Genomic DNA, 23,733 nt, shown 5'->3' with positions numbered 1-23,733 from the left:
TCTGCGAAACATGCCGAATCCACCTTTTTTTACAGGGAATTACATGGATTCCATACATTTCATTTTAAGCGGAAACTTTTAACGAAATGTTAATAAAGATTGGAAAATTGTAAAATTGCTTTGAATCTTTTGTAAAAAACATTTTTTCAACAAAAAAAAGCGGCAATCAACATCCGCTTTCATTCCCGTTCATCTGCTTCCATTTCAACATATTTATTTCGCCCGGCTCCTAAACCGAACGCCGTCATCAAAACACAAGCGGCAATAAATGAAATGATGGTCATCGTCCAAGAATGGGTCTGATCATACAAAAAGCCAAACAAAATAGGGCCGAAAGCAGCCAGCAAATAACCGATTGACTGAGCCATCCCCGACAATGCAGATGCATGTTCGGCGCTTCTCGTTCTAAGACCGAAAAAAGCCAAAGCCAGCCCGACGCTCGCTCCTTGGCCAATGCCAATGAAAGTCATCCATAAGATGATCCAAAAAATACCGCCTCCATTTAACAGACCAATCAAACCAACTATATAAACCACTCCTAAAACGGCTACAATCCATCTTTGATCTGCAAACTTGTCAGCAAGCGCCGGAGCCATAAAGGTGGTAGGCAAACCGGCAATCTGCATAAGAAATAACATCCAGCCGGCAGTTGCAGCATTCAGCCCATCCGCCTGTAAAATTTCCGGAATCCACGCAATGGAACTATAAAACAAAAATGATTGAAACCCCATAAAAAAAGTGACCTGCCAAGCGAGAGGCGAGCGCAGCAAAAATCCACCTGCTGCGTTTCCAGTTTGCCGAGGCGCACGGCCTTCTTTCCAATGTATTTGAGGAAGCCATAAAAATAAAGCCAAAATAGCCAATACTGCCCAAAAAAGCAAAGCGTTCCTCCATCCTAGCCCCAAACCTTCCGACAGTGGAATGCTCAATCCTGAAGCAGTGCCTGCCAGCATCCCCATCGCCGTTGAATAAACACTTGTCATCAAACCAACTCTTTCTGGGAATTTCTTTTTTACAATCCCCGGCAGGAGGACATTGCTAACAGCAATACCAATCCCGATCATAACAGTCCCTAAAAATAATCCAACGGTAGAACCAAAGGATCTGACAATCATCCCAGCAAAAAGTACAACTAGCCCGCCAAAGACAGCTGCTTCATTGCCGTATCGATTTCCCATCTTCGGAGCAAGAGGCGAAAGAACAGCAAATGCAATGAGCGGAATTGTCGTCAAAAGGCCTGCCGCCCCATTGGTAATTCCTAGATCATCCCGAATAGAACCGACGAGCGGCCCCACCGATGTAATGGCCGGACGCAAATTAAACGCAACAAGGATGATGCCGATAATGAAAAACGTATTCCGGGCATGTATTGCTTTTGCACTTTCCAACGCATTGTGCTCCATCAAAATCCCCCCTTATTTCCTTTAGCCTGCCTTAACAACCAATATTTATATACTAATCCCCCATCACCAAAAAAATCAATAAAACAAACAAAACCGAATGTAAACTTTTCAATTGAAAATAAAGAGGTTACAATAGGTGTTAATTATGAGGAAGAATAATCAATATTATTAATCACTATCAACAAGCTGGAATGGGGCTGTCAAGAAAATCGTTTTTCACTGACTTTCTTGACAGCCCCTTCTTAAACATTGCATCCATCGCCGATGTGAACATTCATTTATCAAATGGAACCTTCCAAATACAATAAAAAGCTTGGGGTTGTCCAAAAAGTCAAATCCCCATTGAAAACAAACAATCATAAACACCGATATATCAACGTTTCTAAAATATTAAAAGGGGCAGTCAATAAGTCGAAAAAACGACTTTGAACTGCCCCGGCTTTTTATTTAGTTCTTTTTACACATACTTATTTCGTCCGGCATTCAAACCAGCAATGATCATCAAAACACAGACAGCAATAAACAATAAAATGGGCGCCACCCACGAATGAGTTTTGTCATACAAAACGCCAATTAAAATGGGCCCAAAAGCAGCAAGCAAATAACCAATTGATTGCGCCATTCCCGATAAAGCGGAAGCTTGCTCGGAGCTTCTTGTTCTTAAACCAAATAGCGCTAATACGAGCCCAATGCTTGCCCCTTGTCCAATACCGATTAAAATAATCCAAAAGACAATCAGTAAAAGAGGCCCGCCATACAATAATCCAACGAGACCTGCTAAATAAATAGCTCCTAAAACCGCTACAATTCGCCTTTGATCTGCATATTTGTCCGACAGTGCCGGAGCGACAAATGTTGCCGGCAAGCCAGCAATTTGCACAAGAAACAGCATCCAACCAGCTGTTGAAGCACTTAATCCGTCCGCCTGCAAAATTTCAGGAAGCCATGCAACCATACTATAAAATAAGAACGATTGAAGACCCATAAAAAATGTGACTTGCCATGCCAGCGGCGACCGGAGCAAAAAACCATTTGAAATATGTTCAATTGGCGGTTTCGCGGATCTCTGTTTTCCACTAATTAATGGAAACCATAAACATATCGCCACAATTGCTAAAATTGCCCAAAATAATAAGGCATTTTTCCATCCAAATTTTAATCCTTCCGACAACGGAATTGCTAAACCGGAAGCGATCCCTGCAAGCATACCCATAGCTGTTGAATAAACGCTTGTCATCAGTCCGATTTTATCCGGGAACCGTTCTTTTACAATACCCGGAAGAAGCACATTTCCAATGGCAATGCCTACTCCAATCAATACAGTTCCTAAAAGCAGACCGATCATCGCTCCGAATGTTCGAATAATCATTCCTGCAAGAAGCACGACTAACCCGGCAAAAATCGCCGTTTCATTTCCATATTGGCTTGCAAATTTCGGAGCTAATGGCGAAAGAACCGCAAAAACGATTAACGGGATAGTCGTTAGTAAACCCGCAACCCCGTTGGAGATTCCGAGATCTTCACGAATATAACCGATGAGCGGTCCGACCGAAGTAATAGCAGGACGCAAATTAAAAGCAGCAAAGATGATTCCAACTATCAAGAGCATTTTTTTACTAGAAATTTCTTTTTCTGCCCTTACCGTATAGCGTTCCATACTCACCCTTCCTTTACCCCCTTGAACATCTTAAAAGTCAATTATTAATATACTAATCCCCATCGATGGGAAAATCAACCACATACCATGTATCGATCATTTGAGAAAACAGCCAGCTTCTGGAATAATGTTAATAAACGATGTTTGAAAGGAGAGTCCGTTTATGGAAATTGTTGTAGTTGGCGCCAATGGAAAAATCGGAAAAATTCTTGTTCAGTTATTAAAAGAAAGCAACGAGCACACAGTGAAAGCAATGATCCGCAACGAAAACCAAAAAGAATATTTTGACTCGATCGGAGTCAAGACGGTTTTAGCTGATTTGGAAGGCACAGTCGATCAGATTGCCGAGGCGATCAAAGGAGCGGAAGGGATCGTCTTTACCGCAGGTTCAGGCGGACATACAGGTGCAGATAAAACTCTTTTAGTAGATCTAGACGGTGCCGTAAAAACAATTGAAGCAGCAGAAAAGACAGGCGTTCAACGGTTTATAATGGTCAGCGCTTTGCAAGCCCATAATAGACAAAATTGGAACGAAAAGATTAAACATTATTATGTTGCCAAGCATTATGCCGACCGTTTCCTTGTCCAAAGCCGTTTAAACTATACAATTGTCCGGCCGGGGGCGCTATTGGATGAGAAAGGAACCGGAGAAATAAAAATTGCCGAAAATCTTGAAAGAGCCGCCATTCCAAGAGAAGATGTGGCTTCGGTTATTTTTGCATCAATAACGGAGAAAAACACTTTTCGCCGCTCATTTGACCTAGTCTCAGGAAACACCCCGATTCGCGAAGCATTAAAAAATTTTTAATATACGAAGAAAGGTTGGCGAATAATGCAGGTTAGCATTTTAGACCAAGCACCGATTTTGAACAACTCAACAGCAAAAGAGGCGTTGGAGCAATCCATTCAACTGGCCGTATTGGCGGAAAAACTAGGCTATACCCGCTACTGGATTGCGGAGCATCACAATCTTTCTGGACTTGCCTGCTCCGCTCCAGAAATTATGCTCCCAGTTATAGGGGCAAAAACAAAATCGATTCGCATCGGGTCAGGCGCAACGCTTCTCCCCCACTATAAGCCGTATAAAGTTGCGGAAATGTTTAATATGCTGGCAACATTATTTCCTAACCGCATTGATCTTGGGATCGGGCGGGCCCCCGGAGGAGACGCTCAATCAAGCATTGCGTTATCCGGCAATTATCTCGAAAATGTAAAAAACATGCCGAAAACCGTTCAAGAGCTGCTTCATTTTTTATATAATGACTATCCAAAAAATGAATTATTTTCAAACATCTCAGCTTCTCCTTTGCCAAATATTCCTCCTGAACCTTGGATCCTTGGCACAAGCATAAAGAGCGCCTTTTTAGCAGCTGAAAACGGCATTTCCTATGCATTTGGCCAATTTATGAGCAATGAAGACGGGCGGCAAATTATTCAAACATATAAAAATCAGTTCCAGAAAAAAAGAAAACAGCAGCCAAAGACAATTGTCACAGTCTCGGCAATATGCGCTGAAACTAACGAAAAAGCGGAGCAAATTGCCTTCAGCAGCTTTTTATGGAATCTTCAGCATCATAAAGGAAAAACACTTGATTTTCCATTAAAAGAAGAAGCAAAGCAGCAATGGCTGAATTCTGATGAATTTCAACAGTTTCAAAAGAATATGATCATTGGCGATCCAACATTTGTCGTTCACCGTTTATATGAATTAAAAAATTGGTATGAAGCAGATGAAATGATGATCATAACAATAACTGGAAGCTATGAAGAACGCACAAAATCGTATCAATTGATAGCAGAGGAAATAAATAGAAAGAAATCTTAACGTTAATATAATCAATATGACCATGGATAAAATCGGTTTAACCTATATGGGAACCGATTTTTTCTTTTGCCAATCACCAATTTCATATTGTATCCTCCCCTTTTTTTAAAAATTCCCTAACTTACAACTGTTTCAAATATTATATATATATAATTTTATGCTTTTAACAGTTGACGTTTTAATTATATTAAAATATTATTTAAAGAGCGGTAGGGCGGTTATTTTTTATTTTCGGACAATTCTAAACATCTTAAAAATTATACAAAAATAATGGAGGTTTATTTTTTATGATAACAAAGGAGCAGATTGTCCAAAGCCTTCCGCAAAAAGGTTTTTTTGGACATCCAAAAGGATTATTTACGCTGTTTTTTACGGAGTTTTGGGAACGTTTTTCCTATTACGGAATGAGAGCAATACTTCTTTATTATATGTATTATGAAGTTTCTAAAGGCGGTTTGGGAATAGATGAAGCTACCGCTGCATCGATTATGGCGATCTACGGTTCTCTCGTGTATATGTCGGGAACGATTGGAGGATGGATTGCAGACCGCCTGTTAGGGACAAGCAAAACTGTTTTTTACGGCGGAATTTTAATCATGCTCGGCCATATCGTCTTATCCTTCCCTGGAAATATTGAAGCTTTATTCATTTCCATGACGCTGATTGTTCTTGGTACTGGACTTTTAAAGCCGAATGTATCAAGTGTTGTCGGCGATCTTTATGCAGATAACGATGCCCGCCGCGATTCAGGGTTTAGTATTTTTTACATGGGTATTAATTTAGGTGGATTTTTAGCTCCCATTATTGTTGGAACTTTAGGACAAGGATATAATTTCCATCTTGGCTTTGCTCTTGCTGCTATTGGTATGTTTTTTGGGCTTTTGACATTTGTCCTAACAAAAAAGAAAAACCTTGGTCTCGCCGGAACACAGGTGCCTAACCCGTTACAACCGGAAGAACGAAAAAAAGTATTCACTATTTTCGGCATCGGCGCTTTAGTAATTATCGCCTTTTTAGCTGTCACCATCCCTGCAGGACTTTTGACTATAAATAGCTTTACTATGATTGTCAGCATCCTCGGAATCGTAATACCTGCATGTTATTTTATATTTATGTACCGGAGTCCTAAAACAACAGAAGTGGAGCGTTCGCGTGTAATTGCTTACATTCCGCTCTTTATTGCCGCAGTAGTTTTTTGGGCTATTCAAGAACAAGGGGCTATTATTTTGGCCACTTATGCAGATAAGCGCACCCAATTATCCTATGCAGGACTTGAACTGCACTCATCATGGTTTCAATCATTGAACCCTTTATTTATCATCTTTTTGGCGCCGGTTTTTGCATGGTTTTGGGTGAAGCTTGGAAAGCGTCAGCCATCAACACCGAGCAAGTTTGCATTCGGACTTATTTTTGGCGGTCTATCATTTCTAGTTATGATCATTCCTGCTTATGTAAACGGTACTGAGTCATTAGTTAGCCCTTTATGGCTCGTACTTAGCTTCTTCCTTGTTGTAATCGGAGAGCTGTGCTTGTCCCCAGTAGGACTTTCAGCAACTACAAAGCTTGCTCCAGCGGCTTTTTCAGCGCAAACAATGAGCCTATGGTTTTTAACTAGTGCAGCCGCTCAAGCCATTAATGCCCAGCTTGTAAAATACTACACAGTTGAAACAGAAATTGTTTATTTTGGCATTATCGGCATGGTTTCAATTATTCTTGGCCTTATTTTATTCTTCATGGCACCTATGATTAAACGTTTGATGAAAGATGTTCTATAATAAAGTCTTGCTGCATGATAAAAACCTGCCTGTTCAAACATAAACAGGCAGGTTTTTTGCCATATATGAAGTTTGTTTTTGCCAAAATCACTCAGCAAAAAATTTTGAATTTCTCTCCGCTTACTTTGATACTTTATCCAAAAGCTTCAATGATTCTCTATTAAATGCTTCTAAGTCAGCAGGTGTGCGGCTTGTAACCAATTGGTTTTGGCACACGACAACTTCTTCGTCATGATAGTTGGCGCCTGCATACTCCATATCTACGCGAATTGATTTATAGCCAGTTGCATCCCGACCTTCCAATGCTTTTGCCGAAATTAGCAGCTGAGGTCCATGACAAATAGCAAATACCGGTTTTTTCGCATCCATCATAGCTTTTACAAAAGAAACAAAACGGTCATCCGCACGCAAAATGTCCGGCGAGAAACCTCCCGGCAAAAGAAGTGCATCAAAATCGTCCGGTTTTACATCATCAATCGAATAGTCAATTTTAACTTCCGCTTCACCTTTTTTTCCTTTAACTTTTTTGCCAGCTTCTTTTTCAATTGTGACCACTTCATGACCTGCTGATTGAAATGCTTCTGCAGGACTTGTGAACTCACTGTCTTCGAACAAGTCTGTAATAAGAGTAGCTACTTTTGCCATGTGATCAACTCCTTTATTTTAGATTATCATAAAAAATTTTGTGGAAACATTTATTTGCTTCATATATTATTATCAATTACCTATATTACTATTCAAACGTTTGTTTAACAATAAATATGATTGCCAAAATCAGCAGTCTCGCAATGCGGCTGCCTTCATCGGCGTTTAGAGGCGGAATTTTTCGGATAAATCGAATCAACCGAGACAAAATGGACCAAGCAAGCTATTAAGCCTGTTCCATTTGTCTTCAATATAGAAATGCTGTCAGCTTCAAGTCCTTGCATTTTGATGCTGAGTTCAGTATTCCAACCTCTTTCAGCTAATAAACCGAATGCGCCGGGCAGCGAAGCTTTGACATTACAGTTGAATTAGAAAATGAAAACGTTCGTTTATAAATTTATTTGAGAAGAGCGGGCTTTTAAATAAGAATTTCGGGGAGGGACGACAACTATCCTTTTCTTTCTGGAAGAAAACATTTGATCGTTTGCACAATTAGGGAGTTGCAAGCTCTTAAAACGAAAGGAAACAGTTGTCTAAACCGAAAAAACTAACGGTTCTCAGTCCTCATCTTTTTTAAACATACATTTTTAATATGCGGTCTACTGCTCCACCATATGATTCCCCAAACAAATTCAGATGGACAAGCAAATAATAAAGCTGGTACAAAGGCTTGATTTCCTCATATCTTTCGGAAAGAGGGTAATATTCTTCATATGAGCGGTAAAAATCTTGGGAAAAGCCGCCAAATAATTCGGTAAAGGCAATTTCAAAATGGCGATCTCCATACATTACGGACGGATCAATTAAAAATGGTTCCCCATTCGGTCCAACTATCCAATTCCCTCCCCATAAATCGCCGTGTAAAAGAGAAGCCTCCACGTTTGCTGGAATCCATTCATGCAAGCGATTAAGGAGAGCTTCCAATCTTTTTCCACGTTCACCACGTATATAATTTTTCTTGATCCCTATTTCCATTTGTCCGCTTAAACGGTAGTCCCGATAGTATTCAAGCCAAGATGACATAAGGCGGTTTCTTTGAGGCAGCGTTCCAATATATGTATTTTTCGAATATCCGTGATATACAAAATGGCTTTTGTGTAAAGCTGCCAGCTTTTGGCCTAACAGCTTTTCTGTATTATCATCTTTTTTACCGTTCACCCATTCCATGATCAAAAATCCCTCGTTGGAATTCTCGGAGTAAGCAAACACCTTCGGTACGCGCACGGTGTTAGTATCCCTAATCAGTTGAAGCCCTTCCGCTTCTAGACGGAAAAAATCTTCGGGAGCTTCTAAATTGTACTTTAAAAAATACGTTTGGTTTTCTGTCTGTACAAAATAGCTTTCGTTAATATCACCTCCGCTTACTTTCCGAATGTTTTCGATTACTCCAAAATCTCCAGCAGCCCTTAATGCTTCCGCTATAATTTTTTTCATCCTGCCTCCTCTTTTTCTTTTTTGTACTTATCTTTTCATAAATCATATATCTTTTGCAACGAAATCAACAAAGCAGCCTTTGTTAATTGAAAAGTTATTTTTCTTTAGATTTCATTGTTCCAACAATAAAATATTCAAGAGCTTTTACATCTTCTATTAATTTTCTCCGTAATTGTTGATATGTTTCAAAAGATTGGTAGTCTAAATGATGATTTTCTTCAAACATTGTGCACAAATCGTTAAAGTTTTTGTAGATTCGGTCAAAATTTTTTTCCATCAGCACCAAAACATTTTTCATTCTCCTTTTCCTACTCCTTTTCCAAAAACCCCTTAAAAGAGACGGCGCAAAAATTCTCCTTATTTTATTTCGGAAAAAATAATTATATTTTCGACTCTTTCATAAATAATAGTTACTTCTCATACATTTTTAGTTGGAATCACTCATATCGTGTATGGCGTCATTCCGACATTCATGATAAAATGGTAAAAAGGAAATCAGATACATTGGAGTGAATATTGATGACAAAACAAGAAATTGAACAAAGAATCGCCGAATTAAAATCTGACTATATCCGCATTCAAGGGGACATCGAAAAGCTTGAATCAGTCGGAGGAAATATAGAAAAAGCGGAACAGCAGCTTACGGAAATTGAAAACGAGTTGGCCAATCTTAGAACGGCGCTGAACAAGCAGCGTTAACACCAAGATCAAATTCCGCTGTCCGTTTCCTTTCATAATCCATTTTCATTGATCCATTGGATGGGAAAAAAGAAGGTTCTGTGTGGTTTTATCCCCTCCAGGTGGAAAGTAAAAAAAGTGTTCTTAGGAGTCTGCCGGAGAGGGGATTTTTTATGGTGAAAAATCAAACATGTAACTCATATTCAGAAGATCTGAAGCGTGAATCGTTCGTTTGAAATGAAAGGAGGCTCCCTTATCGGCAACTTCATGAACACTTTGGAATTAAGCGGCATACGCAAAATTTAAGAAATGAAAAAATGTAGAGGCTTTATGATGCGTTTTTACGATCGGCGGGAAGTATGAAAACACATGCAATTTAAAAATTTAGAAGAAGAAAGCACAAGTCGATTTGCTTAAAAAGTGAATCGGCTACACTTAACTGGTCACTTTTCAGCCCTGCTACGACTCTTTATTCAATGCCTAACAGATTGGGTTTACGCATTTCAACTGGCTCTTTTTTTGACGGCAAAAAATAGATCGATCATATTAGATCGATCTAAAAATATGTTTTCCATACCAATCACTTTACTTTTCTAATTTTTCCTGAGCAGTTGGTTTTGGACTCAATTTCGAACAAGGTCCTGCCTGAAGCATGTAGCTTCCTCCATCGTGACCGAGCATGTTTCTTACATCTTTTGCAACGTCAATTATGCGATCTAAATGAATTCCAGTCTCAATCCCCATCTCTTCTAGTGAATGAACTAAATCCTCTGTTGCAATGTTACCCGTTGCTCCTGGTGCATATGGGCATCCGCCGAGACCTGCGACAGAACTGTCAAAATGGATGACACCTTGCTGCAAAGCGGCAACCACATTCGCCAACGCCATTCCGCGCGTATTATGGAAGTGCATGGAGAAAGTCATGTGAGGAAATTCCTTTTTTAATACACCAAGATATTGATAGACTTGTTTTGGATTGGCCATTCCTGTCGTGTCAGCAAGCGAAACTTCAGTTATCCCCATTTTCTTATATCGATCTACAATTGTTACTATTTTTTCTAAAGGCACTTTTCCTTCGTATGGACATCCAAATGCAACGGAAATTGATCCTCCTACTTCAACATTATGTTTTTGCGCCAAATCGACAATAGGTTCAAATCCTCTTTGCGCTTCTTCCACAAGGCAGTTTGCATTTGATAAACTATGCGAATCTGTTGCCGAGAGCATTAGCTTCAATTTCTTTATTCCAGCCGCAATTGCTCTTTGGGCCCCTTTTACATTTGGCACTAAAGCCCGAAATTTAATATGCGTTAAATCTTCTATCCCTTTCACAACTTCCTCGGCGTCTTTCAACTGCGGAATTGCTTTCGGATGAACGAACGATGTCACTTCTATCGATTGAACTCCTGTGTTCGCAAGCGCACGGATAATTTTTATTTTTTGTTCAGTCGGAATCCATTGACCCTCTGATTGAAACCCGTCGCGCGGCGCAACTTCGCAAATGATGACCCTTGCAGGAAACATGACATCACTCATTTAAATGACTCCTTTCTCTTTTAACTCGGCAAGCTCCTGTTTTGATAACCCTAATTTTCCGCCTAATATTTCTTCATTATGCTCTCCAAGCTCAGGAGCGCGGTAACGAATGGTTCCAGGAGTTTTTGAAAAATTAGGAACGACGCCCGGCACTTTTACTTTTCCAAGCCGAGGATGCTCAACTTCTACTATGTTTTTCCTAGCTTGATAATGTTCATTTTCAAAAATATCTTTAATACTTAAAATCGGACTGACAGGCACACCGTACAAATCCAATTTTTCCTGCAGCTCCTTCAGCGTAAACTGGCGTATCCAGTCAGAGACAATCTTTTGTACTTCATCGTCATGTTTTAAACGTTGTGAATTTGTATAATAACGTTCATCCTCGAGCATATCTGTTCGTTCCATTGCTTCTGCAAGCCGATTAAATGTTGAATCAGTACTGCAAACAAGAACAACATATTTTCCATCCTTCGTTTCATATGTTCCTGCTGGACTTGAATGTCCGGCCAACCCGGGTGTTCTTTCTCTTACTATACCGTTTTGGTCATATTCAGCTACTAAAAATTCGAGCATTCGGAAAATCGATTCATATAATCCCATTTCGACTACTTGCCCTTCTGGATCATCATTTTTATCACGGTAATATAATGCACTGACCGCAGCAAATGCAGTATATACACCAGTGATATAATCAAGCAATGAATAAGATGGGCTGACAGGCGGTCTGTCCGGATACCCTTGGATATAAGTATGGCCGCTGAAAGCGGTGCACGGAGTTCCGAACCCGGCTTTTTCGCGATACGGTCCTGTTTGACCGTAGCCCGAGATTCGAACCATAATCAATTTAGGATTTGCTTTTTTCAATTCTTCATACCCTAGCCCCCACTTTTCAAGAGTACCGGGGCGAAAGTTTTCAATTAAAATATCCGTATTTTTTATAAGTTTTTTTAAAATTTCTTTTCCTTCTTCTTTCCGTATATCTAAAGTAACTGATTTTTTGTTGCGGGCAAGCCCTGGCCATCTGAGCGGCTCATTCCCCTTCCAAGGGCCTACAGTCCGCAAAGTATCACCTTTATTGGGCAATTCAATTTTCGTCACTTCGGCGCCAAGGTCAGCTAACAGCGTTGCCCCAAAAGGAGCAGCGATCATAGTCGATATATCCAAAATATTTACTCCTGTTAACGGACCATATTTTCCTTTTTCCATCGTATCCCCCTCCAAAACATTAATTTTTCTCTGGCAGCATGCCTAATACATTGCTTCGCAAATTGCTTAAATGGACTTTCATCGCTTCCGATGCGTTTGCTTTATCTTTCTGTTTTACGGCTTCCAAAATCGCTTCATGTTCAAAAAAAGATTCAGAATAACGCGCTTGCGACTGCAACGTTTGCTTTCGCACTTGGCGGTATAAATTCAAATTCGTATCCATAAATGAGATGAACACAAAATTATGTGTCGCTTGGGCGAGAGATAAATGAAAGTTGCTGTCTGCATCTATTTCCTCTTCCGGATTTTTCAACTTTTCTTCCATTAATTTCAATGCCTTTTCCATCTTTTCTATATCTTCTTTCGTTGCCCTTTCGCATGCGATTTCAGCAATTTTTGGCTCCAATGCTTCCCGGGCCTCCAAAAATTGAATCACTGTTGTTTTTTCGAGTACATCAATAGGGTTGATCTGATATTTCAGAATCAAGCTTTGATCGACTTTTTGAACGAACCGTCCGCCGCCTGGTTTTGAAATAATGATTCCTTCCGATTCTAAAACTCTGCATGCTTCCCGCAAAGAAGTCCTGCTGCACCCGAGAATTTTCGCCAATTCACGCTCCGGAGGCAGGCGGTCATTTGGTTTTAGTTTTCCTTCTTCTATCAGCTGCTTAATTTGATCAACAATTTTTTCGTAAACTCTCGTATTGTTGAGCTCATTAAATATATTGGATTTCATAAACATGTTCCTTTCATTTTTTTGGACTGTTGGGCAGTCCAATTTCATTAAAATTATAATATTCTGTCATTAAATCGTCAAGCTGCTGCACCATCGAACATGCAAAACACCGGAAGATATGAAGAGAAAAGCGTTCAATGCAAGATGTAAGATGATTTTTCTTATCCAGGGCATTTCATTTCTCATGTGGAAACCTTTCATTACACTTCTAAAGCAAGTGTGTGTTAACATTCCATCTATTCCTAAATTTCTTGAAATATATTATGATTAATTAATAGCAATCAATCATTGATTCACTTTTCCGAAGGAGGAACGCAATGTATAAGCAATATTTGCCTTTTGCGATAAAGTTAGCTAAAGAGGCCGGTGAATTGATTCGGCCGTATGCAGGAAAAGCTGGGCAGCAAACATTAAAGTCAGCAAAAGATTTTGTGACTGAAATGGATTTGAAAGCTGAAAAGCTGATCATTGATCGCATTCAGGAGACATATCCCGATCACCGCATATTCAGTGAGGAAGCCGGCAGCATTGGGGGAAAGGATGAATTTGAATGGGTGATTGACCCTATTGACGGGACCATCAACTACAGTTTCGGCGTTCCGCTTTACGGAGTTTCCATCGCCCTAACCTATCAAAATGATCCAGTCGTCTCTGCAATATCATTGCCTGCTTTTGGGGAAACGTATTGGGCAGCAAAGGGAGAAGGAGCCTATTTAAATGGAAATGCTATAAACATTCGAAATGCCAGCCTGGCGGAAGCTTTTATTTCCATTGGCGATTTTGCAAAGGACGCCAATAAACAAACGAATAAAGAGCGCATTTCATTGCTTGAAAACATTGTAAACGACGTTTACCGAGTCAGAATGATCGGAACAGCTGCTGTCACTTTAGCCTACATTGCTTGCGGCAAACTTGATATCGCAGTCTACTATAAGCCTAATTTTTATGATATTGCTGCTGGACAGCTGCTTGTGTGCGAAGCGGGCGGAGCTATACAAACGATCGGAAATTATACTGTCATTGCTGACCAAAATATAATAGACGAGATAGCACCTTTACTGCCTGTTCAGCACACAACGGCATAAAAGCAGTCCGCAAGTCTAGACTGCTTTTATGCTTTTCTGCTGCCATATAATACAACGACATTTCCGTTTTCATGATGCTGAGCCCGTTCGTGAAATAACGTTTTGCTAACAAAAACCGGAACGATGATTCAAAAAATAAATCATTTAGCGATTGATTGTCCAGTCTGCTGGCTTAAAAGACGAAAAGCTTTTAAAAATCAATTAATGAACTTGCCCCTTTGTAATGCTTTTCATTTGGAGGCCAGACAGAAAGGTCGAACGGAAAATCGGAGCCAGGCACTACTCGATCTTCTCCCACTATTCGCACTAAATAGTCAATGCTTGCTTGCTCCCACAAAACATTGTCATACCAAAAACGCTTTAAGTATTCTTTCGGAGAGGATGTTAATTTTTTTGAAACCGCTTCCCATTCTTCGTATCCTTTTTCAATTCTGCCGATTTGGTAAGGCAAAAATCCTCCGCCATGGGCAAATAATATTTTCACATTTGGAAATCGATCAATCAATCCGCTTAATAAAAGATCTGTAGCACAAATCGTTGTTTCCCACGGAACACCGATTAAATTTGGCATCATTCTTCTTTTCAAGCGAGGATCTTCGCTCAATAACGGATGAATGAAAACAATCGCTTTCAACCGATCGGCTGCTTCAAAAAATGGGATAAAAAATTCATCTGACAGCATATGATTAGCTGCCCCAGGACCGATAATGGCTCCCTCTATAAACTTTAATTTTCTTCAAAATTCTAGCGTTTTCTTTAAATTTCGCTAACACATAATAGCTTCTTCACCTCAAATGAGTGGATATTACTTGTATTTATTCAATATATTTACATGGTAAGGTGCATCCTATAACCTGAATCCGTGATGAATTGAAATCGACTTTGATTTTGTTGTAATTTTGATGGATTGATAATCCATAAAACCCCTTTTATGCTTATGACCTATGTCATCTCTATTTCCGAAAATGGAACAAATCTCTTTTTTAGGTATACGAACCAAAAAAATAGACAAAAAAGCACAGGGAGTGACGTTGGACATCAGTGCCCGAACATTCGTTCGTTATCTTGCCTCTCTCCATTTCTGATAGACGTTCAGTAGGGGCTCGCTATAGCCACTCCTTCGCGTCAGTTTCATCCAGATCTGTCGTGATCGACGGACGAGTCGCCCTGCCATCGTGATCACCGTCTGAATAATCGTCTTGATGCGGCGGCGTTTCACTTTGTGGTGCAACGGATGTCTCGGATCGCTTAATAGATCTTGTCCAATCAGACGAAGAAGATTGTAAACGAAGGCTCCCATGACCAACACGAGCGCATTCGTTTTCATCTTCCCAGATGGAAGCCGCTCTAAATCTAAGTCGCTCTTCAGTTCGCTATGAAACTGTTCGCATGTCGCATGGTCATGATACAACGCGAGCACATCGCTCATTCGAACATGCTCGTATCCTTTGAGCCGCACCCAATAGCTTTCCACTTCATAATCAGGAACGAGCATCAGCTGTCCATTGCGTTCCATCGTCCGTTCCGTCACTTGGGTGACTTGAACGTACGTATACGTGTTTCCATCGATCGCTGCCTTCTGTGGAAGGCATAGCTCATAGGTTTGTACTCCTTCGCTTTGTCCATCATCGACACGTTTGCCCTTTTGCGAAGCGATCTGGAACCAAAGCGCTTTCGATTCTCGGCGTAAGTTTCGCTTGATGACAAAGTCCACGTCTTCCTTTAGGCATACGTGCACATTTGATATTAGGTCAATAAAGTAGACACAAAAATTTATAGATTTTTTTCGCAGCTACCGCGCTATCGCTTGGTGGCCTTTTAAAAGTAATTACGACGTTGTCCTAATTATTTTTAAAAGGTAAATTTTCGGGGCTAACTATTCTATTAATATGTTCATTAAGCTCCCTTTTTATAGTACATACGTTCGTATTCAGATGGTGAAAAATACTCTGTCGCGGAGTGAATACGTTTATTATTGTAAAATATTTCTATATACTCAAATATGCTCTTTTTTGCTTCCTCCCTTGTTTTATAACGAGTCTGATAGATTAGTTCTTTTTTTATTATCCCATGAAATGATTCAATACAAGCGTTGTCATAACAATTTCCTTTGCGGCTCATGCTACATTTCATTCCGTATTCCATTAGCTTAGCTTGATAGTCATTTGAAGCATATTGACTCCCTCGATCAGAATGATGGAGGATAGAACCCTGTGGTTGTTGACGCTGATAGGCTTGCTTTAAAGCACTTAACACTAGCTCCTTTTTCATGGAACAGTCTATATGCCAGCCGACTATTTTCCTTGAATACAAATCCATCATACTAGCTAGATAAAGCCAACCTTCATCCGTTGGAATGTAGGTGATATCAGCTACCCATACTTCATTTGGTTTCGTAACAGTAAAATGTTGGTTTAAGACATTTTCGTGGACCGGATGGTTATGTTTTGAGTTAGTAGTTGCCTTATGCTTTTTCACGGTACGAGACTTCATTCCCTCTTCATTCATTATGCGGGAAACCGTCTTCTGTGAAACCTTAATGCCTTCATGATTAAGCTTTTTGGCAACCTTGGGACTCCCATACAGTTGGCGAGATTCGATATACACACGACGCACTTCCTGCGTCAATTCTTCTCGACGCTCTTGTCTAGCACTTTTGGGACGATCACGCCATTTATAATAACCGCTTCGAGAAACTTTCAATACTTCGCACATCTTCTCCAATCGGTAATCGAAGCGATGTTTATGGATAAATGAATATTTTACCGATGGTCTTTCGCGAAGAAGTGCATCGCCTTTTTTAAGATGGAGTTTTCCTCCTCCAGATCCCGAATACGTTTCTTCAGTTCACGAACTTCGTGTTCTTCGGATCGAAACGTTTGGGTTTCTGATATTTCAGGTTCTTGCTTATATTTTTTCATCCAGCCGTGAAGAGTATTTTCGTTAATTTTGAGCTCACGAGCCACTTGTGCAACGGATTTCGCTTCCTCCAAAATATAACGAACAGTTTGACGCTTAAAGTCTTCCTCGTACCGCCTTTGTTTTTTTGTCATGTAGACACCTCATTTTTTAGTCTATTATTACTATAATAATCTGTGTCTACTTTTTAGTCTAACATCATATGGACCTATGGAATCTTTCTAGGGATCACTCAAATGTGAAAAATATTATTTGAACAAATATGACTCGTTTGAGGAGCTTTGTCAAGGAATCGAAGAGTACATCCTATTTTATAATCATGATCGACCCAAAAACGCTTAAACGGCCTCAGCCCTATGGAATTTAGGGCCGAAGCCACTTAGATGATTTTTGTTATTTCCACTGTCTACTTGACAGGGACAGTTCAAAGCCGATAGCCTGTTTTGAGAATCCGCAATTCATAAACATCGTTGCTTTTATGACAGCATAAATAACATTTCTGAAAAAGGAGTCTGCCGCTCTCAGATCTCTTCCCGAACTGAAAAAGTTAAACAGTAATGATAGTTGCCGAAAATAACATATTTAAAATAAAAGAACTACATTTCATTCTTTATCTCAGATAAAATACGGTACGAATGCACGCGAGCCGAATGGTCGTATATATATGAAACAACCATTATTTCGTCTACCTGAGTGTCATCCAAAAATTTTTGAAGCTTCTCTTTTATTGTTTGCTTAGATCCAACAAACGAAAAATAAAGCTGATGGCGTACCGCTTCTTTTTCAAATTCATTCCATTCTCCATCCATGCTTTCAACAGGAGGCTGCAACAATCTAGAAGTTCCTCGGATCACGCCCAAAAACATTTGATACAAGCTGGTTGCAAGATACTTCGCCTCTTCATCGGTATCTGCTGCCACGACATTCACACACGCCAACGCATACGGCTCCTTCAAATGTTCTGACGGCTGGAACTGGTCACGATATATTTTCAGTGCTTCATATAAGTGATTCGGTGCAAAATGGCTTGCAAACCCAAAAGGAAGTCCAAGCTTTGCTGCAAGCTGAGCGCTATACGTACTTGATCCAAGCAGCCAAACAGGAACATTTAATCCCTCACCAGGAACTGCGCGTACATATCCTTTCCGCTTCTCTTTCGGAGCAAAATAATTGATGAGTTCTTGGACGTCGTTTGGAAATTCTGATACTGACCCATGTAAATTTCTTCGCAATGCCATGGATGTCACCTGATCTGTTCCAGGAGCACGTCCTATCCCTAAATCAATTCGACCTGGATACAACGACTCTAATGTCCCGAATTGTTCAGCAATCACAAGAGGAGGATGGTTCGGAAGCATGACGCCTCCAGATCCTACTCGAATCGTTTTCGTACCTCCTGCAATATAGCCTATTAATACAGAAGTAGCTGAGCTTGCGATGCCCTCCATATTATGGTGCTCTGCAAGCCAATAACGTTTATATCCAAATCGTTCAACATTTTGCGCAAGGTCTAAACTGTTTTTGAATGTGTCAGCCGGCGTTTTCCCTAATAAAACAGGAGCCAAATCCAAAACTGAGAATTCAATCTCTTCCAATCTTTTTTTCTGAGAATTCGTCATTTTTTCAACTCCTTTTAAACTCTCCTTATAAGGATTGTAAAAAACTGTTCAATGGTATTACAAGGAATTTGCCTGCCGCACAACTTCTCACAGTGAAAAAAATAATTTGTAATTTTTTTATGATTCATCACAGGCTAATCATGAAAAATCAATAAATAAAAGCGAGAACGAGTTAAATCCTTAGTCTTAAAATATGAATTGCGCTGGAAGATAAATCTAGTGACCTTTCGCTTAAAAAATAAAGAACTTCACAAAGCTGCTTCCATTATTATCTTCCATTATTATAAGGAAAGTTTGTAAGTTTATTCTGATCAAACATAAGCAGATTTTTACTACTAAACAGTTAAAAATGGGTTTTCAATGTTTATAGGAAGGAATTTCCGCTGAAGTAGAGACCTATCGAGATGAATGACTTGTGTGAGCAAGACATAATCAAGTCCAAAAAAGTGTTCAGAACCATCATGGAGAATTTTCTTTTGTTTACAAGCTCAATCAATCATTTCGTTTTCGAAGCAAAAAACATTTCCTCCAAACAGAAAAACTGCCTGTACACGTCATTGTCAACCAATGTTCTATCTATCATTGCGGGTGAATTGATTGAGGCATAAAACTAAGCACAATAACTTACAGCCGCACAGCTTATACTCGCCAAGCGCTTTCCTTATCAGCAAAACTTTCATCTACATCTGAAACTCGTCCAGCCATTTCTCTTGCTGCTTTCGAGTTTCCGCCTTGGAAAATTTTTGGGATATTAATAGGTTTAGGCTTTAATGGCGCTTCATTTATACGATAAAAATCTCCTTTAAACGTAGTGGTTTCCTTTGTCCACAAATCTCGTAGAACCTGTATAAATTTTTCAGACCGTCGATAACGTTCATCATGGTCTAACCACGGTTCCCCATAACCGATAAATTCATTTTTAAACCATCCGCTGACAATATTAATGGAAGCACGACCATTACTGATATGATCAATCGTTGAAATAATTTTTGCTATGACACCTGGATGCCATAGACCGGGCAGCACAGCTGTAATAATGTTTAATTTTTTGGTACTAGCGGCAAGTGCAGAAGCAAGCGCAGCTGCTTCTAATTGTTTTTCAGCTCCGTAGCTGGCGAAAAATCTTGTTTGCAGCAGGACGTAATCAAAACCATTTTCTTCAGCTATTTGTGCATAACGTTTGTTATCCTCAAATGACCAGCCTGTTTTCTGTGGCAGATTAGAGATCACAAGCCCTCCACTAACGTTTGGCGCCCAATAAGCAAATTGTAAACCCATTGATTTTCCCTCCTTAAAATTTTAATAAAAAAGGCTCATATCAGATCCCTAATATTAGGAACTGATATGAGCCTCTGGCGGTCCAGTGGGCAACCGGATAAAAGTAAAAGATTTAAGTATGATATTAATTCCATTATTCCTATTTGTCAAGTATGTTTTTATAAATTTTGACTTTTCTTGCTAGTTTTATTGGATCTGTCTTTAGAATTGGACATGAAGGAAATTCGGAATGGAAATTGGGTCATGGAGCGATAGGGAATATGATTATATATAATGGAGAAGGGAAATAAATAATTCTTTGTTGGAAAGCGTGGAGGATCGGTCAAAAAAAGCCGAAGGAGCTTTCTCCGACAATTTTATTATGTAAAAATAACAAAAAAGCAGTATTGATGGACATTCAAGATTAAATGTCTAATCACAAGCCTTTTTCCATCATGATCAAGTCCTGAGGACAAAAACAGTTTCGACAAAGCATAAAACATAGAAAAGATGAAACCAATAATTGGTCTCATCCTTTTCTTTATAACGGCATTGGTGTGTCTGTCGGGTTTGCATAGCCTTCTTTATATTTTTCATCTATATATTGGCGAATTTCTTTTACCGTTTTTCCATCTTGCTTCATTTTGATGGCTACGGCTGCAATTTCTAAGCAGACGTTGCAGCGTGTTCCATGGTCATCCCATACAACAGACCCATTTTGATTTACTTGCTTAACAAAACAATTTAAACTGCTTCGATGTCCGGCATGGTCGCCGCAGCCACAATAACAAGGAATCCATTGCAGCAGCTCCGTTGATTTTCCGGCCGCTTGATAGATGAATTGAATGTCTTCGCTATATTCATTTAAAAAAGTCGGCAGTTCATCCCTTGAAGCAGTTGTTTCCCACAAGTCGCCATTCGGCGCGTGCTCTATGTTTGATTGTTCTTTATTTGAACTGCAAGCAGAAATGATGATTGTAATAAATAATAATACCAATAATTGTTTGGCTTTCACAACGTCACACTTCCTTTTATAAAGTCTATTAAAATACTTCCTTTCTATTCATCCACGAAAATCCACAAAAAATTACTTTTTATGAAAGCAAATCGCATTCAGCTGCCGTACATAGAACCATCTGGCGGCCGATGTTACCCTTACAATATATATTCCTATTTCCCTTCCTTAAAGTTTTTCTCTCAATTAATAAAGTCTAATGAACGGCATACATCTTCAAAGCTTCTGATATCATTCCATTATATTGTAAAGGGGATGCTTCTAGTAGCTGCTAGATATCCTTTATTTTCAAATCCGAACTTGCGAAGGGTGGATAGATTTTAAGCTCTACAAGAAATATACCATAATCACTAAATAATAAAAAGAATCTTCCTTTAGTTTTAAAAAATTGTCAATGGTCAAGTTTGATCAAAAAAGGAACCTTCCTTAAGAAAGTTCCTTTTTTATAGCTTACAAAAATTCAAACTATTCTTTCTATTATTATAATAGAACATTTTACGCTCTAACAGTTGATTTGGCCTGAACCCTTCCGACAATACCTGTAATAATAATGACAATGATCGCTGGAATAAACCAACCGAGTCCTTGTTTATAAAATGGCAATACTTGTTCATAGAACGAAACAATTGGTACCATCCATCCGAAATAATCAATTCCAAGTGAATCACATAATGATTTCAAACCGTCAAAAATACTGATTAAAAATGTAACTCCAGTCGCTGAAACATATACAATGCGTGCGTGATGGAAAAGCGGCGACAAGAACGTTAACAAAATCAAAACAATCGCTAGCGGATAGATGAACATTAAGACAGGGATAGAAAATGTAATAATATTCGCTAATCCAAAGTTTGCTATTATAAAAGTAAGTATGCTAAAGAAGACAACCCACGTTTTATAGCCGATTCTCGGAATCAATTTATGAAAATATTCAGCATTCGCCGTTATTAATCCGATGGCAGTCGTTAAACATGCAAGGATGATAATAATAGCCAGCATAATTAAACCGAATGTGCCAAAATAATGTGAAGCTGCATTGCTGAGAACGGGTCCACCTGTTTTAAAAATTCCGAAAGCTTCTACACTTGTTGCTCCTAAATAAGCAATTCCAATATAAATCAGTGCGAGAAGCGCAATGGCAACAGTTCCTGATTTTGTTGTTGCTTTCAGAATATCTTTTTTTGATGTTACACCTAATTTGCGTATGGCATTGATCACAATAATGCCAAATACAAGTGATGCAAGGGCGTCCATTGTACTATAGCCATCTATAAAACCTTGGGAAAACGCATGAATTTTATACACGCCTTGCGCTGAGCCAATGTCCCCAATAGGATTCACAACTACCATAAATAAAAGTATGGCAAGAAGAATCACAATTCCAGGTGCTAAAAGTTTTCCAACATTATCGACAATCTTAGACGGGTATAAAGAAAACCAAAAAGTCACAGCAAAAAATAGCAGCGTATAAATAAACAATCCAACTTGATGAAATTCCTCAGCAACAAACGGCGCAATACCGACTTCATACGCAACAGTTCCAGTCCGCGGTGCTGCAAAAAAAGGACCAATTGTTAAATAGAGCAATGATGTAAGAAAGACGGCATAAGTCGGATGAACTCTACTAGAAAGCTCTTGTAAATCACTGCTTCCGGAAAAACTCATCGCTATAATCCCGAGAAACGGCAATCCGACTCCAGTAATAATAAATCCAGTCACAGCAAACCACAGATTTTCCCCGGAATTTTGTCCAAGCTGAGCCGGAAATATTAGATTCCCTGCCCCAAAAAATAGAGCAAACAACATAACTCCAATGACAGCAAGCGAAGAAAATGATAGCTTGTTATCCCTATCCATAATTATTGATCCCACCATGATGAAATTTTTTAAAATTAATTTATTAAAATAATTTGCATGATTCGTACAATAAATTATATTATACTATTTTTTTACGAAAATTTCAATGAATTCATATACTTATACTACGTACATTCACTTGGAAAAAACGCTTGAAGCAGACGGAAATGAACGCCTGCTTCAAGCAATCGTAAGTCATCATCGCTTATTCTTTAAAATCTTGCTTCAACCTTTTGCCGAACAAAACTATTTTCTTATTTTTTGTCTCAAATAATAAAATTTGCAGGTCTTTTTAACCGAAACATTTTTCTTATAAAAAGTTTAGCCTCCATAATAAAAACCGGTTTCTTTCAATGTTAGCGGATCGCCTTCCCGGTGCACGCCGGCATTGATCACTTCACCGACGTAAATATAGTGGTCACCTTTTTCTATTTTTTCCACCACTTTACACTCAAAAAAGCTCAACGCATCTTTAAAAATCGGACATCCTGTTTCTTCGGTATAGAATTCGTATCCCGCCAGCTTGTTGCCTTCCGGTTCAATGGATCGGAAAAAAGCAGTAACCATTTCCTTCTGCCCCGTCTCCAAAATATTGACGCTAAATACTCCGCTTTTGGCAATTTGTTGTTGTGAACGTGTACCCGCTTTTACAGCAACTGCAACTAAAGGCGGTTCAAAAGAGGTTTGCGTCAACCAATTTCCAGCAAATCCATTGGCTCCGTTTTCATCTTTCGTTCCGACAATGTACAAGCCATATGTAATTCCACGTAAAGCCATTTTTTTCGCCTTTGCATCCATGTTGAGCATCACCTTCCTTTGAAAACAATTTTTTGGATTGTTTTGGTATTCCCTTTAGCTTCATTTTAGGCAAACGATTAAAATATGTCCAGTTTCAGCTTATAGTTTGCCTAGAATATCGGCCAATTGTTCCATACTGCTTCCAATTCTCTCATAATGACCTCAACTTAAAACGTCATATCATACAATAGAATGAAAATCAGCCTATTAACATATGAAACGCTGGTATGCGGCGGGCATACCAGCGCAGAAGGTGATCTGATGCTTTTAAGGCTTAACGGTACT

18 protein-coding genes and 4 pseudogenes are annotated in these 23,733 nt (G+C 39.3%); 6 read left to right on the top strand and 16 right to left on the bottom strand.

From position 1 onward, the window contains the following. Positions 1-179: 179 nt before the first annotated feature. Both NSQ44_RS01535 and NSQ44_RS01530 read right to left on the bottom strand, forming a co-directional pair. Positions 180-1,403: a CynX/NimT family MFS transporter gene (locus tag NSQ44_RS01535; protein WP_340854588.1), complete on the bottom strand. Its 1,224-nt coding sequence runs from the start codon at positions 1,401-1,403 to the stop codon at positions 180-182. A 457-nt stretch (positions 1,404-1,860) separates the two neighbouring features. Next, on the bottom strand, positions 1,861-3,060 hold the full coding sequence (locus NSQ44_RS01530) for a CynX/NimT family MFS transporter (protein ID WP_340854585.1): 1,200 nt from the start codon (positions 3,058-3,060) through the stop codon (positions 1,861-1,863). A 163-nt stretch (positions 3,061-3,223) separates the two neighbouring features. Between NSQ44_RS01530 and NSQ44_RS01525 the strand changes: the two genes are divergently transcribed. The 3 genes from NSQ44_RS01525 to NSQ44_RS01515 all read left to right on the top strand — a co-directional run bounded on the left by NSQ44_RS01525 (position 3,224) and on the right by NSQ44_RS01515 (position 6,660). Beyond that, on the top strand, positions 3,224-3,868 hold the full coding sequence (locus NSQ44_RS01525; protein WP_063388744.1) for an SDR family oxidoreductase: 645 nt from the start codon (positions 3,224-3,226) through the stop codon (positions 3,866-3,868). Positions 3,869-3,892: 24 nt separating this feature from the next. After that, positions 3,893-4,885, top strand: coding sequence for an LLM class flavin-dependent oxidoreductase (locus NSQ44_RS01520; RefSeq protein WP_340854583.1), 993 nt, complete (start codon positions 3,893-3,895; stop codon positions 4,883-4,885). A gap of 287 nt (positions 4,886-5,172) precedes the next feature. Next, the gene (locus NSQ44_RS01515; RefSeq protein WP_340854581.1) at positions 5,173-6,660 is read left to right on the top strand and encodes a peptide MFS transporter; all 1,488 of its coding nucleotides are present in this window, start codon (positions 5,173-5,175) and stop codon (positions 6,658-6,660) included. A 120-nt stretch (positions 6,661-6,780) separates the two neighbouring features. Here NSQ44_RS01515 and NSQ44_RS01510 read toward each other — a convergent pair whose 3' ends face one another. The 3 genes from NSQ44_RS01510 to NSQ44_RS01500 form a co-directional block, all read right to left on the bottom strand. Next, positions 6,781-7,305, bottom strand: coding sequence for a type 1 glutamine amidotransferase domain-containing protein (locus NSQ44_RS01510; protein WP_066247109.1), 525 nt, complete (start codon positions 7,303-7,305; stop codon positions 6,781-6,783). A 573-nt stretch (positions 7,306-7,878) separates the two neighbouring features. Next, on the bottom strand, positions 7,879-8,739 hold the full coding sequence (locus tag NSQ44_RS01505; RefSeq protein ID WP_340854579.1) for a fructosamine kinase family protein: 861 nt from the start codon (positions 8,737-8,739) through the stop codon (positions 7,879-7,881). 94 nt (positions 8,740-8,833) lie between these two features. Further along, complete coding sequence (locus tag NSQ44_RS01500) at positions 8,834-9,037, bottom strand: hypothetical protein (RefSeq protein WP_063388739.1); 204 nt, start codon at positions 9,035-9,037, stop codon at positions 8,834-8,836. Between the two features lie 221 nt (positions 9,038-9,258). Between NSQ44_RS01500 and NSQ44_RS01495 the strand changes: the two genes are divergently transcribed. Further along, entirely contained in the window at positions 9,259-9,438 is a 180-nt protein-coding gene (locus tag NSQ44_RS01495) for an SE1832 family protein (protein ID WP_063388738.1), read from the top strand. A gap of 564 nt (positions 9,439-10,002) precedes the next feature. Here the strand turns inward: NSQ44_RS01495 and NSQ44_RS01490 are convergent. The 3 genes from NSQ44_RS01490 to NSQ44_RS01480 are packed head-to-tail and all read right to left on the bottom strand — an operon-like array spanning position 10,003 to position 12,898. Beyond that, positions 10,003-10,953: a hydroxymethylglutaryl-CoA lyase gene (locus NSQ44_RS01490; protein ID WP_340854577.1), complete on the bottom strand. Its 951-nt coding sequence runs from the start codon at positions 10,951-10,953 to the stop codon at positions 10,003-10,005. Beyond that, entirely contained in the window at positions 10,954-12,162 is a 1,209-nt protein-coding gene (locus NSQ44_RS01485; RefSeq protein WP_340854575.1) for a CaiB/BaiF CoA transferase family protein, read from the bottom strand. It lies immediately after the preceding gene. A 19-nt stretch (positions 12,163-12,181) separates the two neighbouring features. Then, complete coding sequence (locus tag NSQ44_RS01480) at positions 12,182-12,898, bottom strand: FadR/GntR family transcriptional regulator (protein ID WP_340854573.1); 717 nt, start codon at positions 12,896-12,898, stop codon at positions 12,182-12,184. A 317-nt stretch (positions 12,899-13,215) separates the two neighbouring features. Here NSQ44_RS01480 and NSQ44_RS01475 point away from each other — a divergent pair, with 317 nt between their 5' ends. Beyond that, positions 13,216-13,983: an inositol monophosphatase family protein gene (locus tag NSQ44_RS01475; protein WP_340854572.1), complete on the top strand. Its 768-nt coding sequence runs from the start codon at positions 13,216-13,218 to the stop codon at positions 13,981-13,983. Between the two features lie 190 nt (positions 13,984-14,173). On the opposite strand, the pseudogene NSQ44_RS01470 reads toward NSQ44_RS01475, so the two are convergent. The 3 genes and pseudogenes from NSQ44_RS01470 to NSQ44_RS01460 all read right to left on the bottom strand — a co-directional run. Continuing rightward, positions 14,174-14,704, bottom strand: a pseudogene (locus NSQ44_RS01470) (amidohydrolase family protein); the annotation flags it as partial. Positions 14,705-15,043: 339 nt separating this feature from the next. Beyond that, positions 15,044-15,736, bottom strand: a pseudogene (locus NSQ44_RS01465) (transposase); the annotation flags it as partial. Positions 15,737-15,879: 143 nt separating this feature from the next. After that, positions 15,880-17,036 (bottom strand): IS3 family transposase gene (locus NSQ44_RS01460; protein WP_445659486.1). Its coding sequence is split into 2 segments (ribosomal slippage): positions 15,880-16,775 and positions 16,775-17,036, totalling 1,158 coding nucleotides; the frame shifts between segments, so codons are not numbered across the junction. Between the two features lie 91 nt (positions 17,037-17,127). Between NSQ44_RS01460 and NSQ44_RS01455 the strand changes: the two are divergent. Next, positions 17,128-17,285, top strand: a pseudogene (locus NSQ44_RS01455) (IS3 family transposase); the annotation flags it as partial. Between the two features lie 213 nt (positions 17,286-17,498). Here NSQ44_RS01455 and NSQ44_RS01450 read toward each other — a convergent pair. The 5 genes and pseudogenes from NSQ44_RS01450 to NSQ44_RS01430 form a co-directional block, all read right to left on the bottom strand. Next, positions 17,499-18,521: an LLM class flavin-dependent oxidoreductase gene (locus NSQ44_RS01450; RefSeq protein WP_340854569.1), complete on the bottom strand. Its 1,023-nt coding sequence runs from the start codon at positions 18,519-18,521 to the stop codon at positions 17,499-17,501. Between the two features lie 684 nt (positions 18,522-19,205). Further along, positions 19,206-19,799, bottom strand: a pseudogene (locus tag NSQ44_RS01445) (LLM class flavin-dependent oxidoreductase); the annotation flags it as partial. A gap of 520 nt (positions 19,800-20,319) precedes the next feature. Next, positions 20,320-20,793 (bottom strand): PCYCGC motif-containing (lipo)protein, encoded by a 474-nt coding sequence (locus NSQ44_RS01440; protein WP_340854567.1) that lies wholly within the window; start codon positions 20,791-20,793, stop codon positions 20,320-20,322. A 495-nt stretch (positions 20,794-21,288) separates the two neighbouring features. After that, on the bottom strand, positions 21,289-22,650 hold the full coding sequence (gene brnQ, locus NSQ44_RS01435) for a branched-chain amino acid transport system II carrier protein (RefSeq protein WP_340854566.1): 1,362 nt from the start codon (positions 22,648-22,650) through the stop codon (positions 21,289-21,291). Positions 22,651-22,971: 321 nt separating this feature from the next. Continuing rightward, positions 22,972-23,448 carry a flavin reductase family protein gene (locus NSQ44_RS01430; protein WP_340854565.1) on the bottom strand — a complete coding sequence of 159 codons (477 nt, stop codon included), beginning with the start codon at positions 23,446-23,448 and terminating at the stop codon, positions 22,972-22,974. Positions 23,449-23,733 lie beyond the last annotated feature (285 nt).

Source organism: Aeribacillus sp. FSL M8-0254, from assembly GCF_038008845.1.
Lineage (GTDB): Bacteria > Bacillota > Bacilli > Bacillales > Aeribacillaceae > Aeribacillus > Aeribacillus composti.
The sequence above is the reverse complement of the archived record's forward strand: the minus strand, read 5'-3'. Positions and strand labels throughout refer to the sequence as shown.